General features: G+C 58.5%; 16 protein-coding genes and 1 pseudogene. 9 read left to right on the top strand and 8 right to left on the bottom strand.

Annotated elements, in window-relative coordinates:
• Positions 1-117 precede the first annotated feature (117 nt).
• Both AYM40_RS16785 and AYM40_RS16790 read left to right on the top strand, forming a co-directional pair.
• Positions 118-1,332 carry an SAM-dependent methyltransferase gene (locus AYM40_RS16785; RefSeq protein ID WP_063497192.1) on the top strand — a complete coding sequence of 405 codons (1,215 nt, stop codon included), beginning with the start codon at positions 118-120 and terminating at the stop codon, positions 1,330-1,332.
• Between the two features lie 103 nt (positions 1,333-1,435).
• Positions 1,436-2,872, top strand: a complete 1,437-nt coding sequence (locus AYM40_RS16790) for a DUF72 domain-containing protein (protein WP_063497193.1) — start codon at positions 1,436-1,438, stop codon at positions 2,870-2,872.
• A gap of 50 nt (positions 2,873-2,922) precedes the next feature.
• Here the strand turns inward: AYM40_RS16790 and msrA are convergent, their stop codons facing one another.
• Positions 2,923-3,471 (bottom strand): peptide-methionine (S)-S-oxide reductase MsrA, encoded by a 549-nt coding sequence (msrA, locus tag AYM40_RS16795; protein ID WP_063497194.1) that lies wholly within the window; start codon positions 3,469-3,471, stop codon positions 2,923-2,925.
• A 256-nt stretch (positions 3,472-3,727) separates the two neighbouring features.
• On the opposite strand from msrA, the gene AYM40_RS16800 reads away from it, so the two are divergent.
• Positions 3,728-4,237, top strand: a complete 510-nt coding sequence (locus tag AYM40_RS16800; protein ID WP_063497195.1) for a flavin reductase family protein — start codon at positions 3,728-3,730, stop codon at positions 4,235-4,237.
• A 74-nt stretch (positions 4,238-4,311) separates the two neighbouring features.
• Here AYM40_RS16800 and AYM40_RS16805 read toward each other — a convergent pair whose 3' ends face one another.
• Positions 4,312-4,821 carry an Lrp/AsnC family transcriptional regulator gene (locus AYM40_RS16805; protein WP_063497196.1) on the bottom strand — a complete coding sequence of 170 codons (510 nt, stop codon included), beginning with the start codon at positions 4,819-4,821 and terminating at the stop codon, positions 4,312-4,314.
• Positions 4,822-4,951: 130 nt separating this feature from the next.
• On the opposite strand from AYM40_RS16805, the gene kynB reads away from it, so the two are divergent.
• The 4 genes from kynB (at position 4,952) to AYM40_RS16825 (ending at position 8,753) form a co-directional block, all read left to right on the top strand.
• Positions 4,952-5,590: an arylformamidase gene (kynB, locus tag AYM40_RS16810; protein ID WP_063497197.1), complete on the top strand. Its 639-nt coding sequence runs from the start codon at positions 4,952-4,954 to the stop codon at positions 5,588-5,590.
• 68 nt (positions 5,591-5,658) lie between these two features.
• Complete coding sequence (gene kynU, locus AYM40_RS16815; protein WP_063497198.1) at positions 5,659-6,909, top strand: kynureninase; 1,251 nt, start codon at positions 5,659-5,661, stop codon at positions 6,907-6,909.
• 10 nt (positions 6,910-6,919) lie between these two features.
• On the top strand, positions 6,920-7,876 hold the full coding sequence (kynA, locus tag AYM40_RS16820; RefSeq protein WP_063497199.1) for a tryptophan 2,3-dioxygenase: 957 nt from the start codon (positions 6,920-6,922) through the stop codon (positions 7,874-7,876).
• Positions 7,877-8,105: 229 nt separating this feature from the next.
• The gene (locus tag AYM40_RS16825) at positions 8,106-8,753 is read left to right on the top strand and encodes a hypothetical protein (RefSeq protein ID WP_420488453.1); all 648 of its coding nucleotides are present in this window, start codon (positions 8,106-8,108) and stop codon (positions 8,751-8,753) included.
• A gap of 122 nt (positions 8,754-8,875) precedes the next feature.
• Here the strand turns inward: AYM40_RS16825 and AYM40_RS16830 are convergent, their stop codons facing one another.
• The 5 genes from AYM40_RS16830 to AYM40_RS16855 form a co-directional block, all read right to left on the bottom strand.
• The gene (locus AYM40_RS16830) at positions 8,876-9,130 is read right to left on the bottom strand and encodes a hypothetical protein (protein ID WP_063497201.1); all 255 of its coding nucleotides are present in this window, start codon (positions 9,128-9,130) and stop codon (positions 8,876-8,878) included.
• 104 nt (positions 9,131-9,234) lie between these two features.
• On the bottom strand, positions 9,235-9,489 hold the full coding sequence (locus AYM40_RS16835) for a hypothetical protein (protein ID WP_148662192.1): 255 nt from the start codon (positions 9,487-9,489) through the stop codon (positions 9,235-9,237).
• Positions 9,490-10,259: 770 nt separating this feature from the next.
• Entirely contained in the window at positions 10,260-10,508 is a 249-nt protein-coding gene (locus tag AYM40_RS16845; protein WP_063497204.1) for a hypothetical protein, read from the bottom strand.
• Between the two features lie 347 nt (positions 10,509-10,855).
• Positions 10,856-11,101 (bottom strand): hypothetical protein, encoded by a 246-nt coding sequence (locus AYM40_RS16850; RefSeq protein WP_063497205.1) that lies wholly within the window; start codon positions 11,099-11,101, stop codon positions 10,856-10,858.
• A 9-nt stretch (positions 11,102-11,110) separates the two neighbouring features.
• Complete coding sequence (locus tag AYM40_RS16855) at positions 11,111-13,267, bottom strand: DUF6531 domain-containing protein (RefSeq protein WP_063497206.1); 2,157 nt, start codon at positions 13,265-13,267, stop codon at positions 11,111-11,113.
• Positions 13,268-13,740: 473 nt separating this feature from the next.
• On the opposite strand from AYM40_RS16855, the pseudogene AYM40_RS40330 reads away from it, so the two are divergent.
• Positions 13,741-13,852 (top strand): annotated as a pseudogene (locus tag AYM40_RS40330) (IS481 family transposase); the annotation flags it as partial.
• A 119-nt stretch (positions 13,853-13,971) separates the two neighbouring features.
• Here AYM40_RS40330 and AYM40_RS16860 read toward each other — a convergent pair.
• The gene (locus AYM40_RS16860; protein ID WP_082855114.1) at positions 13,972-14,676 is read right to left on the bottom strand and encodes a lytic polysaccharide monooxygenase; all 705 of its coding nucleotides are present in this window, start codon (positions 14,674-14,676) and stop codon (positions 13,972-13,974) included.
• Between the two features lie 572 nt (positions 14,677-15,248).
• On the opposite strand from AYM40_RS16860, the gene AYM40_RS16865 reads away from it, so the two are divergent.
• Positions 15,249-15,920, top strand: coding sequence for a LuxR C-terminal-related transcriptional regulator (locus AYM40_RS16865; protein ID WP_158515286.1), 672 nt, complete (start codon positions 15,249-15,251; stop codon positions 15,918-15,920).
• The last annotated feature ends 100 nt before the right edge of the window (positions 15,921-16,020 follow it).

Consider the following 16,020-nt stretch of genomic DNA (forward strand, 5'->3'; position numbering starts at 1 on the left):
GTTGCCAACGCAGTAGCGCGCGCCGGTCGGAGTGCGTCTCGCGGCATGGGAGTTGCGCCGCACCGAGCCGCAATCCACACAGGCTTTGCTTTAATTCAACGGACACGGAGAGATCACATGTTCTGGGAGAAAAAGCTGGCGCAGTGGGTGGAGGACGTAAAAACCAAGGCTAACCTGCCAGCACGCCTTGTGCTGTGGGACGGTCAGCAACATGACTTCGGGCAGTTCGCCGCGCCTCGGGTCACGCTACATGTCAAAAGCGCTACGGCGCTGCCTTATCTGCTCGAACCGAGCCTCGACAATCTGGGCGAGGCATATGTGAAGGGCAAGATCGACATCGAAGGCAAGCTGTCGGACATTATCAACGTCAGCTATCAGCTGGCGCGCAACACCGTCACCAGCGCAAGCAAGCTGGCGCGCGTGCGGCGCTACTTCCAGCACTCGAAGTCGTCGGACAAGAAGGCCATTCAGTACCACTACGACGTCTCGAACGAATTCTACAAACTGTGGCTCGACGAGAACATGGTGTACTCGTGTGCGTACTTCGAGAATGGCACTGAAGATCTCGCCACCGCGCAGATCAAGAAGATCGACCACATCCTCACCAAGATCCAGTTGCAACCGGGGCAGCGCCTGCTCGATATCGGCTGCGGCTGGGGCGCGCTCGTCCTGCGTGCAGCGCAGAAGTTCGGCGCGAAGTGCGTCGGCGTGACGCTGTCGCAGAACCAGTTCGATCTCGCTACCGCACGCGTGAAAGCCGCGGGCCTGGAAAATCAGATCGAGATTCGTCTGCAGGATTATCGCGACATCGACGGGCAGTTCGACCGCATCACCAGCGTCGGCATGTTCGAGCATGTCGGCCGCAAGAATCTGCCGGGCTACTTTGAGAAGATCCACGATCTGCTCGTCGACGACGGCGTCGCCATGAATCACGGCATCACGTCGAGCGATTCGGACAGCGGCGAAACCGCGCTCGGCGGCGGCGAATTCATCGACCGTTATGTATTCCCTGACGGCGAACTGCCGCACATCAGCCTTGCGCTCGAAGCGATGCAGCGCGGCGGGCTTGAAGCGGTTGACGTCGAAAGCCTGCGCCGTCACTATGCGCACACGCTGACCATCTGGGCGGAAAACTTCGAGGCGCATGCGGAGGAAGCCCGCAAGCTGGTCGATGACGAAAAATTCCGCATTTGGCGCGTGTACCTCGCCGGCTGCGCGTACGCGTTCGAGAACGACGACGTCTCGATCTACCAGGTGGTGTGCCGCAGAGCCGGCCGCAGCGCGAGAACCTTGCCGTGGTCGCGCCACTATATGTACGACAAAACGTTGTGATACGGTTGCGCCGCGGCGATTTGCCGTCGCTGCGCGCCATGGCTCGTGCATCGCATGGGCGGCCCGACGTGGCGCAAACCTTAAACAGCAGGTTCGAACATCGATGGACCAGAGCGGGACAAACGAAGTTGAACAGCCGGTAAGCGGCGGGCAAGACGCACCAGCCGACGCCGTGCAGTTCGATCTGTTCGGGATGCCGGTGGAGCAGACACCGGCGCCGGCATCGAAACCTGATGTGGGCGCGAAACCACCGCGCGCGATTGCCGAAGCCGACGTGACGCTAGCAAGCTCGGCTGCAGCACCAACACCCGCGACCGCGGCGCAAGTTGAACGGCGGCGCCAGCCGCGCGCAAAAGCAAGCAGCGCTGCCCCGCTCTGGCAGGAAGACGACGCACCGGCGCCATCCGAAGCCGAGACCGCAGCCAGAGCCAATGCAGCAACCGCCGAAACGCCGAGGAAACGCCGCTCACGCGACGTTCTCGCCGCCCCCCCCTCTTCTGAAGTCCTGGCGCTCGCCGCCGAACTGCCGCCGCAGGTCCATCTCGGTACGTCGACATGGTCGTTTCCAGGCTGGAATGGCATCGTCTACGGCGACGACTACAGCAACAGCAAACTCTCGCGCGAAGGCTTGACGGCCTATGGCGCACATCCGCTGTTAAAGACCGTCAGCATCGACCGGTCGTTTTATCAGGCGCTCACCGTCACCGAATACTTGCGCTACGCACAGCAGGTGCCGGAGCACTTCCGCTTCATCGTCAAAGCGCCGATGACGATTACCGATGCCACCGTGCGCGCCGAACGCGGCGAGCCGGTCTCGCTAAACCCGTGCTTTCTGAACGCGCAAATGGCAACCGACGAATTCGTCACGCCATGCCTCGAAGGCCTCGGTGCGAAAGCCGGTGCGCTGGTGTTCCAGCTCTCACCGCTGCCCGACCAGATGCTCGCGCAACCGGCGGTGTTCATCGAGCGCCTCGCCGAGTTCCTCACAGCGCTGCCCAAGCTGCCTGAAGGCACCTGCTATGCGATCGAAATCCGCGACGCGAGTTTGCTCACGCCGCGCTTTATCCGCTCGTTGAAAGCGGCGGGCGTGCGGTATTGCGTGGGCATTCATGCACGGATGCCGGACCCGCTGCGCCAGGCGGCGGCGCTCGCGCTGCTGGACGGCGAGCCGGCCGGCCCTCTGATCGTGCGCTGGAGTTTGCACGGCGGCTTCAAATACGAACAGGCGAAGGCCAAGTATGAACCGTTCAACCAGCTGGTCGATCAGGACCCGGCGACCCGCGCCGCGCTCGCCGAACTGGCTGCACGTTACGCGCTGGCCGGCCAGCCGGTGGTGATCGCGATCAACAACAAGGCCGAAGGTTCGGCGCCGTTAAGCTGCGTGGAATTGGCGCGGGCGATTATTGAAGCGTATGCGCACCTTGCTCATGAGCACGAGCAGGACCCTACGCAACCGGCGTCGGACGCGGAAGCGGAAGCGGAGCTGCAGCCAGACCACGGCGAGCGGCATGATGGCGGCGAACCCGGTGGCCGGATCTGACTACTACAAGGCGGGTCAGACAAAGCCGTCATCACGCCACCGCCAAACGCTCAGCTCGCCTTGATCCGATGCGCGAACTTCTGACGGAACTTCGCGACCTTCGGCGCCACCACGAACGAGCAGTACCCCTGATTCGGATGCTGCGCAAAGTAGTTCTGGTGATACGCCTCGGCCGGCCAGTAGTTGCCGTCGAGCGGCAGCACCTGGGTGACGATCTGACCGTCGTAGATGCCCTGTTCGCCGATCTCGCGGATCGCCTGCAGTGACGCTTCACGCTGTGCGTCGGAGTGGGTAAAAATCACTGAGCGGTATTGCGTGCCAACGTCGTTGCCCTGCCGGTTCAGCTGGGTCGGATCGTGAATCGCGAAGAAAATATCGAGAATCTCGCGATAGCTGATCTTCGCCGGATCGAAGTCGACGTTCACGACTTCCGCGTGGCCCGTCACGCCGTCGCACACCTGTTCATAGGTCGGGCGTTGGGTCTGGCCGCCCGCATAGCCCGACTCCACCGAGTTCACGCCTTCGACGCCCAGATACACCGCTTCAAGACACCAGAAACACCCGCCACCGAGGGTGGCGACTTCGCCTATCTGACTCATGCTGCTTGCTCCTTGATACTCATAGTCGGCCGATGCCGGTCCCAGTTAACCGCAACGCTCATGCCACCACCAAGACTTTCCAGCTTAGCGGTTTTTCCACAAACCGGCAGGGGTCGCGGCCAGTCCACCGCGATTGCAGTTAAAATTGGGGCAAATCGACGATTTTCACTATGACTTTTGAATCATTTGTTTCCGGCCGCATGCGCGATGGGTTCAGCCCGGGGTTCACCCGGCTTGGCACCAAGGCTTCCGCCCGATGAAGCGCGCCAGCCCGCCCAACTTCGACCAGGTCGCCTTTAAACAGGCGCTCGGCCAATTCGCCACCGGGGTCACTGTCATTACAACGCGCGCAGCGTCCGGCCAATTGATCGGCATCACGGCCAGCTCGTTCAATTCGGTTTCGCTCAATCCGCCGCTGGTGCTGTGGAGCCTCGCCACGCGCTCGGCGTCGATGCCGGTGTTCCGGGCCAACAGTCACTATGTGGTCAACGTGCTGGCCGCGTCGCAGCTCGATCTATGCAAGCGCTTTGCCACGGTGAAGGGCGATCGTTTCGAAGGGGTGTCGCACGCCGAAGGCGACACCGGCATGCCGGTGCTCGACGGCGCGCTCGCCTGGTTCGAATGCCATAACCGCAGCCGCTACGAAGAAGGCGACCACGTGATTTTCGTCGGCGAAGTGGAGCGCTGCGGCGTCCACGAGAATGCCGCGGAGATTGCGCCGCTGGTCTTCCAGAACGGGCAGTTCCACGGACTCAAGTCACTCTGAATGCGGGCGCCGCTGTGTATCAACAGCGGCCGCAAGCGGGTTCAAGCCGACGCAAGCTGCCCCGCCGCCCGCACTCAGCTATGCGGCGTGCTGTGGCCGCTGGCTTTCTTCACTAGCGACACCGGTACGCCCGAATCTTCCTTCAGCGTCTGCAGCACGATATTCGAGCGAATATCCATCACGCCCGGCGCCTTATAGAGGCGTTGCAGCACGAAATCCGAATAGTGTTTGAGATTGTGGGCGAGCACCCGCAGCAGATAGTGGGTTTCGCCGGTCACGACAAACGCGCCGACCACTTCCGGCCAATCCCGCACCGCCTCCGCAAAACGCTCGTGCCAGTTCTCCTGGTCGTTGCGCATCGACACCTGCACGAACGCTTCCAGTTCGAAACCCAGCACTTCGCGGTTCAGACACGCGCGGTAATGTTCGATGACGCCCTGCTCTTCCAGCAGGCGCAGGCGTCGTAAACAGGCCGATGGCGAAAGCGAAATGCGCTCCGCCAAATCGAGATTGCTGATCCTTCCTTCTTGCTGAAGCACCGTCAAGATACGGCAATCGGTGGCGTCGAGCGAGATCGCGTTCATATTCGGTCTCCCTTTCCCATTTGACTCAAATTATGTTCCAAGACACGGCTCCGAAGGAGATTTTTTCGCAATCACATTTCGCGTCAAGCCACCTATCATTCCTGGATAGAGACAATTTGCCGATGGAGACATGGAAACACTCTGGGACATCACCCCCGCTGTCGATACCACGACGCCGGTCTGGCCTGGCGACACGCCGGTCGGAATCGAACGCGTGTGGCGCATGGAAGCGGGCTCGCCCGTCAACGTCGCGCGGTTGACGCTATCGCCGCACACCGGCGCCCACACCGATGCCCCGCTTCACTACGACGCCGAAGGCGCGGCGATCGGCCAGGTCGCGCTCGATGCGTACCTGGGACGCTGCCGCGTGATTCATTGCATCGGTGCCTCGCCTGTTGTGACGCCACAACACCTGACCGGCTGGCTCGACGACCTGCCACCGCGAGTCTTACTACGTACTTACAGGAACGCGCCGACGGCGGTCTGGGACAGCGCGTTCTGCGCCGTTGCGCCGGAGACGATCGATCTGCTCGCTGCTCGCGGCGTCCAGCTGATTGGCATCGATACGCCCTCGCTCGATCCGCAGGAATCGAAGACGATGGACGCGCACCACCGGATTCGCGCGCACCGCATGGCGATCCTCGAAGGCATCGTGCTGGACGCCGTCGCACCCGGCGACTACGAATTGATCGCGCTGCCGCTCAAGCTGACCACGCTCGATGCGAGCCCCGTGCGCGCGGTGTTGCGGGCGCTACCCGGATCTCACTGATCACCGACGCTCTGCAAAACTGAATCACCGCATTCACCGAACTCCTTGATCTCACTCACTGGACCATCATGAACCACCGTGACGAAGCACTGGCGCTCGATAGCGCCGACCCACTCGCGCCGCTGCGCGACCAGTTCGCGCTATCGCCGGGCACCATCTATCTCGACGGCAACTCCCTCGGTGTGCCGCCAGCCGCCGCCGCACAACGGGCGCAGACCGTGATCGGCGCCGAATGGGGCGAAGGCCTGATCCGCAGCTGGAACACCGCCGGATGGTTCGAATTGCCGCGCCGCCTCGGCAACAAGCTTGCGCCGCTGATCGGTGCGGCCGACAACGAAGTAGTCGTCACGGATACGATTTCGATCAACCTGTTCAAGCTTTTGTCGGCTGCCGTGCGGTTGGCGAATGCGCGCGATCCGAAGCGACGCGTGATCGTCTCCGAGCGCTCGAATTTCCCGACTGATCTGTACATCGCGCAGGGGCTGATCGAACAGCTCGACCGCGGTTATGAATTGCGCCTCGTCGACGATCCGTCCGAACTGCCCGCCGCGATCGGCGACGACACCGCAATCGCGATGATCACGCACGTGAACTACCGCACCGGCTACATGCACGACATGGCCGCGCTGACCCAACTCATCCACGACAAGGGCGCGCTCGCGCTGTGGGACCTCGCGCACTCGGCGGGCGCGGTGCCGGTCGACCTGAATGGCGTTGGCGCCGACTGCGCAGTGGGGTGCACGTACAAGTATCTGAATGGCGGCCCGGGTTCGCCGGCGTTCGTATGGGTGCCGAAGCGGCATCAAAACGATTTCGCGCAGCCGCTGTCCGGCTGGTGGGGTCATCGCGCGCCGTTCAAAATGGACCCGGCCTATCAACCCGATGACGGTATTGGCCGCTTCTTGTGCGGCACGCAGCCAATGGTGTCGATGTCGCTGGTCGAATGCGGTCTCGATGTGTTCCTGCAGACGGACATGCAGACGATCCGCGCGAAGTCGCTCGCGCTGACCGATCTGTTCATCAAACTGGTCGAAGCGCGTTGCAGCGAGTTTCCTTTGCAGCTCGTGACGCCGCGTGAACATGCGCAGCGAGGTTCGCATGCGAGCTTCGAGCATCCGCACGGCTACGAAGTAATGCAGGCATTGATCGCGCGTGGCGTGATCGGCGACTATCGCGAGCCTCATGTGTTGCGGTTCGGCTTTACGCCGCTGTACACGCGCTTTGTCGATGTATGGGATGCGGTGGAGACGCTGCGCGATGTGCTTGTGCAAAAGACCTGGCGAGCCCCTGAATTTGCCGCCCGCGGCGCAGTGACCTGAGGAGCGCGCGATGACCGATCACATGCAAACGCCGGGATTGCCGGAAGAAAAACCGGCGCAAGGATGTCCGTTTGGGCATGGCAGTGTGGCTGCCCAACCCGCGGCCCCTGCTTCCGCGGCTCCCTCGGCTTTGGCGTCCGATTCCGGCGATGGCTGGCATGACGCGCAGCTCGATTTTTCGGAGTCGATGAGTTACGGCGACTATCTGTCGCTGGGGACGGTGCTGGATGCACAGCATCCGTTGTCGCCGGATCACAACGAGATGCTGTTCATCATTCAGCATCAGACGAGCGAGTTGTGGATGAAGCTCGCGCTGTATGAGTTGCGCGCGGCGTTGAAGGCGGTGCATCGCGATGAGTTGCCGCCGGCGTTCAAGATGCTCGCTCGCGTGTCGCGGATCATGGAGCAACTCGTGCAGGCATGGAGTGTTCTCGCGACGATGACGCCGTCCGAGTACACGGCAATGCGGCCTTATCTGGGTAGCTCCTCCGGGTTCCAGTCCTATCAGTATCGGCAGATCGAGTTTTTGCTCGGCAATAAGAACGAGCAGATGCTGAAGCCGCATGCGCATCGGGCGGATGTGTATGCAGAGGTGAAGGCTTCGCTAGAATCGCCGTCTTTCTATGACGAAGTCGTGCGCTTGCTGTCGCGGCGAGGGTTTGCGATTTCACCTTCCAGGCTGGAGCGGGATTGGTCGCAGCCGACCACGCATGATGCTTCCGTCGAAGCAGCCTGGCTGGAGGTCTATCGGAATCCTTCGCAGCATTGGGAGCTGTACGAGATGGCGGAAGAGCTTGTCGATCTCGAGGATGCATTTCGACAGTGGCGGTTCAGGCATGTAACGACAGTCGAGCGGATTATTGGATTCAAGCAAGGCACCGGCGGCACGAGTGGTGCGCCTTATTTGCGGAAGATGCTGGATGTGGTTTTGTTTCCTGAGCTTTGGCATGTGCGGACGATGCTTTAAGCGGCTCTTTGCCTTTTACTCTGGGAGAGGCATTGACTTCGTTCGCGCGCTGCATGGTGACTTGAAGACGCATCGGCTCAAATGTAAAGATTGGTTATAATTCGCGCGTTTAGCTTGTGTGGTTGCCCGTCTTAAAAAACGGTTGGGTTAGATTTCTATTTGCCGCTGGATAAAGCGGCCGGGTGTGAGAGCCCGAAGCGTAAAACCGCACTACCTGCGAAAGTGGGTAGTGCACAACCATGCACGTCTGTTTCTATGGGCGGGCTGTGGTGAGGGAGCCGCGAGGCTCGCCGGTTTTGGTTTTACGCCCGGTCTCTCAAACTCGCTACGTGCCCGCTCACCCCAGCTGTTAGTCGGCGAGTATCGGGTAATTCAGGAATCCACCGGAAATCTCACCATGAGCAAACCCGCTAAAGAGAATCAAACTGCAACACGCCCGCCTGTTGATGCGCTCCAGTACGAAAAACTTGCACTGTCGGCGTTTGGAGCATGCGACCGGCAAATCCGGCAGCTTGAAACACTAATTAATCTCGCGGCGAGCATCGCCCGAAGCCCGGCTACGACGGTTGAGGAAAGACGCCGTGAGCGCAACCTGCTGGAACACCTGCTCTATACCGTCGAGCAATACCAGCAGGAAGCTGAATGCGACCGCGATCTGTACCAGGTGATCGCGCTCGACGCGAAGGGGGTTCCCCACAGTCGCATCACGGCCAAACTTGCGGCGCAACTTCTTTCAGATGCTGCGCAGGCAGGACGAGAAGCAGCCGAAACCGAAGCTGAAGCTGCGCCGGACAAAGCTGTGACGCGCAAGCAGGAGCGTGTGAGGACTGCTGCGTGTGCGCGCGCAGATGCGAAGCAGGCGGCAATGAAGCACTAGGGTGAAGTAGCGGCCACCACGCCGCTGTAAAGAAAAAGGCGCGGTAGCGAACTAGCCTCTAAGTCGGAAACATGTCCATGCATTCGAGGTGCAGTTTGCTGCTCGCGCTTTTTTGTTATCTGTTATCGATTACCTTTCTTCTTTGACGGAGGGTTCATGTCCAAGCCTTCCGGAGCCAGACAAGGGTGTTCCAACCACAGTTCCCGAAGTACATACGCAAATAGGTACCCCATAGCCTTACCGGTTCCAGCACGGAAGGCTTTGAATTCATCATCGGAACAGCGTTGTTGAACCAGCGCGATAGATTCGTCCATCAGACGCGTTGCCGCCAGAAGACGGTCGCTGACCTCTGCGGCCACATCATTGTCACCAATCACCACATTCTCCCTTAAGAGTCGTTGTCCACTTTGCACGTTTCAAACCTGCGCCCACCTAGGCTAAAACAATAGAAAGGCGCGATTGCTTGCGCCTTGTGTGCGTCTTATCGCTTAGCTTTCTTCGTCGGCGGGGGGCTCATATCCAGCCCCTCCAGCGCGAGTTCGGGACGCGCTTGCCACAGCGGCCTTAGGAGAAAACCATATAGATGCCCTGCAGCATTCGCGGCTCCAGCACGAAATGCTTGAATTTCTCGCTTGGAGCCCCGCTCCTCAGCAAGTCTCAGGGCATTAACAATCGAGTAATGTGCTGACAGCAATTTCTCGTTGACCTCTGTCGCAAGTTTCTTTTCCTCAATCAAGATGTTGTTCCTTAGCATCCTTGTCTGCCATGTTCGCATTCTTGCATGTGAAGAATGCAACTCAATAGTCGGCATTTGGCGATAGATCGCTCATGAATTGCGGCACAGCGCTTCGTTATCGATTAGCCGCACGCGCACTTGAGTAAGCTCGGATCAAAACGGCCGTTTTCCGAAATAGTTGGACAGGTACCCTCGCACGTTTCGATTGGCCGCTCTGATCGAGCATCAGGTAGGGAACGGCACCTGTTGCTGGTGTCTTCTTTATTGCTACCGCCTAGCCTTTTTCTTCCGCCTGGTCATTTCGAGACCAGCGGGAGCAAGATCTGGATATGCTCTCCACAGGGGTTCAAGCAGCAGGTACAGACCGCCCGCGACTCTGCCGGCCTCAGAGCGAAAGCACTCAAATTCCTTCCTTGAGCACTTTTCTTGAATTATTTTTGTCGCTTTTTCGACAGACAAATACGCGTCTAATAACTGCTCGCATACTTCCGAAGTCACGTCCTTGTCTATTTCCTTATCCACTTTCCTATCCTTAGCAGGATTGATCGACCTTTCACTTGTTTTTTCACCTATCACGCACTTCTCGATGGTGCTTCGTGGCTGGCTGGCCATAACTACAGTTGACGAAACCAGCTTTCGACTCACCGTTGTTCACTTCTCGCCCTGTTCCGCACTCCCGTCCCCCTCGCAGTCTCCATCGAATTGATGCTGCCTCTGAATCGACGGAACAGGAAAGAAGCGCCCCTGATTACTAGCGCTTTTCCAATATCTTACGACCCTTCCTTCGATGGCAAGGTGGCTTGATCAGGTTTCGGAGGTGCGAGGTCTGGGTATGCTTTCCATAACGGTCCAAGAAGCAGGTACAAGCTTCCTGCCACCTTTCCCGCTTCAGCGCGAAATGCTACAAATTCCTCATCAGAGCATTGCTCTTGAACTAACCGGATCGCGTTCTCCACCGAGCAAAACGCGGCAAATAGTTGCTTGCTAACCTCCGACGCCACAGCCTTGTCTTTGTCCACAGATACTCTCCTTAACAGTCTTGATCAGCTTTACACTGATCTAGGCAATTGAAATAGTTCAAGCCATTGTTTCAGATTGGAGTGGGGAGTTTTTGATCAGTACATTTAATTTGATATCTTTCATGTACTTCTCAGCATCGCCTGGTTATGGACTTACCAATAGTCGCGCACTTGCTCCGCACACAGGCGAGAAGGCAAGCACGATGCAGGCGGCAACGGTGCCGGCAATTGCCTCGACAATAGCGAACATGACGAACGCCGCTAGCATTTTCATTTTATTGGCCAAAATAATGTCTGCTCTAATTTGCGCTAAAGAAGGCGCGAATTACTCGCGCCTTCTTTATGTGTTACCGCTTGCCCTTTCTCTTCTTAGGTGGATTTACGATAACCCCTGCGGGCGCCAAGTCCGGATAGTCCTCCCAGAGAGGCAGCAAGAGCAGACTTATGCCACCCGCCACTCTTCCGGCTTCAGTGCGAAAGAACTCAAATTCCTCCACCGAGCAGCGCTCCTGAACGAGCCTGATTGAATCCTCAACCAACCGAAAGGCATCGCGCAGTAGTCTGTCAAGTTCCGTGGCAATTTCTTTATTCATTGTGTTTCCTTAGCAGCCGTTATCAGCCAAGCACATGGTGAAACATTTGTGGAAGTTTCGCCCGTCGTTTGTCGCTGGGGTCGGCAGCGTCTGCATCGTGCATTTGTCGATACACCTTTCACGCACCTCTCGACAACGTTTCGTCGCGGGTCTGCCATAACTGCACTTAACGAAACCCGCATCGGCGTCGCCGGTGTTCTGGAACAGTTGAGCGTATAGGATCGCGCGTTTCGACTGGCCATTCTGCTCGGGTATAAGAATAGGAAACGGCACCTGCTCCTGCGCCGCTATTTGCAATTCGGGCACGTCACCCCGAACAGGCTGACCTGTCTGGGTGATGGTAAGTCCGCGATAAAAGAGCTTCCATGCCAGCTTGGCCTTCGTGAAAACATAACACTCCGCGCATACCGGTGTGATTGTCGCTGGGGCGTCCGCCTTTAGATATCTACGCGAGCCAGAGAGATTGGCGGGGGGGCCGACCGGATCAGCACCGATCTCGTAGTTGCTAATCCACTGGTCTATCTCATCGCCAGTGATCGGTTGTGCCGTCCCGCCATTCCTGGCTACCGTGCCCGTCCGACCCGCCACACGACCATCAGGGGTATAGGTGTAGTCCACAGCCAGGAAGCGCTTCAGACCCGCCGTCAGTGCAGTCGCATCTTCGTTGTAGGTGAACCGGCTGACGCGTCCACGTTTGTCATACGTGAAGCGTGCTTCACGATAGTTCCCGGTAGCTCTCGTTACACGGTTCGACGCGTCGCGATCGACTGCACCAAGTAGCCACCGTGAGATCAATTCCTGAGCGGTCTGCAGGTTCCCAGTTTCGTCTGGGAAATACACCCAATCTTCGGTTTTGACACCATTCACATAGACGGTTGCCTGCGCCAAGCGGTTATTGGCATCGTAGCGCGCGCCGACAGTCAACTTGTTGCCTGTGCTAGCAGCGTCGAAGCCGCTAGCGCCTGTTGTGTCAGACGTGTCGAATTCGCTGTATCCAGTGACGTTGCCACCTGCGTCATACACGAACGCACGCATCTTGCCGGGGGTTGCAACAAGTGACGGATGCAGGCTCGTCGCATCGGCATAGCGCACTGACGTTATCACCGTGCCACTAGGGCTAGTCACCGCAGCGCGAACCGGTCGGCCTGCAGCGTCGTACGAATATGCCGCGCTTCCGTCCGGTGCGGTTTTTTGCAGCAAATTCCCGCTCGTGTCCAACGTCCGACTCTCGACGCCATCAGCAGTACTGCCACCGGTCATGCGTAACATGCCCGCGACTGACGCAAAGTTAACCGTGCCCGAACCGTCCGCCCAGGACATGGTCGTTGAACCGTTGCCGTAGGCGAATCGGACGTTCTGCGTCGTATCCGGATGCGTTGCCGAGGTAGCACGTCCTCTCGCATCATAGGTCCACGTCGCAATCCGTGAGCCGGATTCGTCAATCACACCCGTTAGTGCGTTCTTGAAGCGCGAGTCGTCGTAGACGTAACGCCGCACGTAACCATCGGGCCATGTGACCGACACGAGGTTGCTGCTCCCGTCATAACCGTATTGCGTAAGACCGCCGCTTGGGTCTGTCATGCGGTAAATACGGCCTGACGTGTCGTACTCAAGCTTGATCGACAATAACTCATACTTCGGAACCGCACCTGCCGCGCGCTGGTTGATGGCCGTGAGCCGCCCCGCGCCGTCATAGGTGAGCGTTCGGGTGAAACCGGTATGCGGTGTTTCGGACAGCAGGACGCCCTGTGCTGAATACGACTCAACGGTGTCTGTCGTTAGGTCTGTCAAAGCCCATCCAGAGCCATTCTGGGCGAGAGCGAGACCACTGAAGCTGGATGTTTTCCACTGTCCGTTGGTAAACAGGAAAGTGAGCGGTTGGCCGTTTGCACGATAGGCAATGACTTTGGGTGAACTACCGCTGGTCCCGGCCACGTTGAGTTGTCGCTGCCAGTTACTCATCCATACCGGTCCCATGGCGGTCGCCGATTTGAGAAACGGTGAGGATAAGTAGCTTCGAGTGAATGTCAGCGGCACTCCATCGCCGCTACGGAAGTCGTTTTCGGAGAGCGTCACCTTGCCGTTGGCCGGATAGACCGGATCGGCAACCGGACAAGATTCGTCATGGTCCGTCGGCGTGGCGCACCACTCGTCAATCGCTGCCATGTCGTTTCTACATCCGAAACTACCCATACCGCTTGGGGTATTGCTTGCGACGTCCAGTCGGCAGCTCGCTGTACCCGGCGTCGCACCTGACTTCGAATAAAGCGTCCAGCAGTCGTCTGCACGCGCGGTTGAAGCCATTAGTAGCAAAGCACCCGCGACCACTAGACGGGCTAACTTGTCTCCAAGCCCGCAAGATGGGATTTTTATTCTCATACATCTCCCTTCCGCAATACGTCGTTAGAAATGCGTAGTAATTCGACGTTGCATCAAAGAGGGCTGAAGCCAGAATAGGAACACTCTGAAAATGCCGGTTGCGCGACAAATCTTCACAAATGGGCTGAAATCAGGAGCATCAATACAGGAGTGGCGCTAAGCGGGCGCCCCAACAACGCCCGCATGGGGACCATTCAAGGAAGGTGACAAGCACCAAAATGACTGCCTAAGATGGCGGCAACGTGCCGTGCGCGACATCGCCTCTTGACAGTCCGAACCGCAAGGTATCTGAGGCTGGCAATGCGACGATCTTGCGCCTACGTAACGAGAACAAAGGGGGCGCGCAGAATCCAGAATGAACTGCGACTCCACTGTGCGGCGATATTGATCAAAACCAGCCGGAAAATCCAGGCCCCATTTTCATCCCGCGTACAAGCTCGCTTGATGGAATGGGGGCTCAAGTTGAGAACATTGCCTCGCGTACGCGAGAATTAAAACGGTCTCATCACGGGGCTACCCTTCGCCGAAGTGAAATAGGTATCGACGACCTGATAGAAGCCCATCTGCGAATCGGCAACTTCCCATACGGCGAGAATTACCTGATAGCCGCTGCGATTCGGCAACTGACATTGATGAATCGTCGGCTGAGGGGGCTGAAGGTTGGCTTGCCAATAGGGTTGTCCGTTGTTCTGGTACATGCAGAACGGCTTTTCTTCGAACTGCGCTCGCGTGAGAGGTTTGGCCGGATTCCAGTCTGAACGCGTGATGAAGTAGTTCCAGCGCCGCGTCGCGTGCAACGCTGCATAGTCCCACCTGAAGGTCTGCAGCGAATTGGCCCGCATCGGAATCTTGGTCCATCGGTCTGCAGACTGTTCATTCAGCACCGGAACGTTCCCATTGACGCTCGAGCCGGCGATCTCGCCATCCTTCGGCGGCAGTGCGTTCCGAACGTCCTGGGGCGCGAAAGAATCCGGCAGGCCCGCCTGCGTAGCGGGAAAGAATTTGCCATTCTCCATGGCGTTTGCCTGCCACGCTTCGACATTGCAATTTGAATTCTTTTTCGCCGCACACAACACGATACGGGAGGCAGGTTCGGTCAGACGCCCATGAGCGTGAACGAGGGTGGCGCCGAATAGCGCAACTAGCGCGAAAGCCAGATGGCGTTTGGTGAATGAGCGATGCGTGCTTTTGTACATGATTGATTCTCCATAACATCCCTCGCCTATCACGCAATGCGATCTGCGAAGCGCGGCAAGGAAAAGCGTTGGACTACTATCGAACAGGATCTGCAACGAAGCCCCTGCGCAAAGGTGAACGAACCAGTGATCCTTCTGAAGATCCGACGGTGATGCGAGGTCCGACATGGGTGCGCCAATCGCAAAGTGCTAAATTGTTCGCCCTTCTGCCGACCTCAAGGTCAAAGCTAACGCAGCCGGCAAAATGTGCGTCTGAGAAACATCTCAAAATTTGGCGCCGGCATCGGCGGCACGATCTGACTCACACCTCGCAGACGGTCAACTGCGCATGCAAGCGAAACTCGCTGCTGTGGCCCATGTGCAGCGTTGTAGCGGCCTCGATGGCCCGCATCACACGTGACCGCTCGTCACGTCCCCGCCTCGAGCGCGAAAAACATGACCGTCGATGCCGCGACCGCGATGGGATTCGACGAATGGTCGCACGCGGCATTCGGAGGCAGCCGTTCGCGAATACCGACCGCAAAATGAACAAGGGAGCAACGAAACGGATTTAAGTGGGGAATGATGTGCAGTTGGACAAGCTACGAATTGTGCTAGCCGATGATCATCCGTTATTCGTACTCGGCGTCAAAGGGCTGATTGCCCAGCGGCGCATTGGTATTGGCGCCGCGATTCAGGTGGCATCGGATTCTGATGCCTTGATCGATATGCTTGGCACGATACCGTGCGATCTGTTGGTGACCGAGTATGTGATGCCGGGTCTGAGGTACGGAGACGGGATGCGTTTGCTCGGTTATGTGCGCCGGACTTTTCCCGAATTGCGGGTGATCGTGCTGACGACGGTCCACAACATCGGCGTGCGCGGTTCGATCTGGCGAACTGGGGTAGCGGGACTGGTGAGCAAGGCGGACCTGACGGAAGCGCTCCCTATTGCGATTCAAGCGGTCGCGGGTGGTCGCCGCTACCTGTCGCCGATGATGCGGGCGAGTCTGATCGCAGGCGACACGACGGCAGACGGATCGGCCGTGCGACTGTCACCACGCGAATCTGAGGTGTTGAGATTATTTGCATCGGGATTGTCGGCGGCGGAAGTAGCCGATCGCCTGCAGCGCAGCCGAAAGACGATCAGCCGCCACAAGCGCTCGGGCATGGCGCGCCTCGGCATTACGACGGACAGCGCGTTGTTTCAGTACATGAGCGCATACGACGCCAGTCAGACAGCGAGGCGGCGCGGTCTGACCTGATACCGCCGGCACGACCGCAAGGTCCGTTCTGCTTACCCGATCGCGAAACTCGCTCTCGACCGACAGCAAGTCCTGACGCGGTGAAAGTCAAATTTGATGC

The organism is Paraburkholderia phytofirmans OLGA172 (assembly GCF_001634365.1).
Lineage (GTDB): Bacteria > Pseudomonadota > Gammaproteobacteria > Burkholderiales > Burkholderiaceae > Paraburkholderia.

Coding starts and splice junctions, on each gene's coding strand:
- AYM40_RS16785 (WP_063497192.1), top strand. CDS start 118: ATGTTCTGGGAGAAAAAGCTGGCGCAGTGGGTGGAGGACGTAAAAACC.
- AYM40_RS16790 (WP_063497193.1), top strand. CDS start 1,436: ATGGACCAGAGCGGGACAAACGAAGTTGAACAGCCGGTAAGCGGCGGG.
- AYM40_RS16855 (WP_063497206.1), bottom strand. CDS start 13,267: ATGGCAGCGATTGACGAGTGGTGCGCCACGCCGACGGACCATGACGAA.
- kynA (WP_063497199.1), top strand. CDS start 6,920: ATGACCGATCACATGCAAACGCCGGGATTGCCGGAAGAAAAACCGGCG.
- kynU (WP_063497198.1), top strand. CDS start 5,659: ATGAACCACCGTGACGAAGCACTGGCGCTCGATAGCGCCGACCCACTC.
- kynB (WP_063497197.1), top strand. CDS start 4,952: ATGGAAACACTCTGGGACATCACCCCCGCTGTCGATACCACGACGCCG.
- msrA (WP_063497194.1), bottom strand. CDS start 3,471: ATGAGTCAGATAGGCGAAGTCGCCACCCTCGGTGGCGGGTGTTTCTGG.
- AYM40_RS16800 (WP_063497195.1), top strand. CDS start 3,728: ATGAAGCGCGCCAGCCCGCCCAACTTCGACCAGGTCGCCTTTAAACAG.
- AYM40_RS16860 (WP_082855114.1), bottom strand. CDS start 14,676: ATGTACAAAAGCACGCATCGCTCATTCACCAAACGCCATCTGGCTTTC.
- AYM40_RS16850 (WP_063497205.1), bottom strand. CDS start 11,101: ATGAATAAAGAAATTGCCACGGAACTTGACAGACTACTGCGCGATGCC.
- AYM40_RS16805 (WP_063497196.1), bottom strand. CDS start 4,821: ATGAACGCGATCTCGCTCGACGCCACCGATTGCCGTATCTTGACGGTG.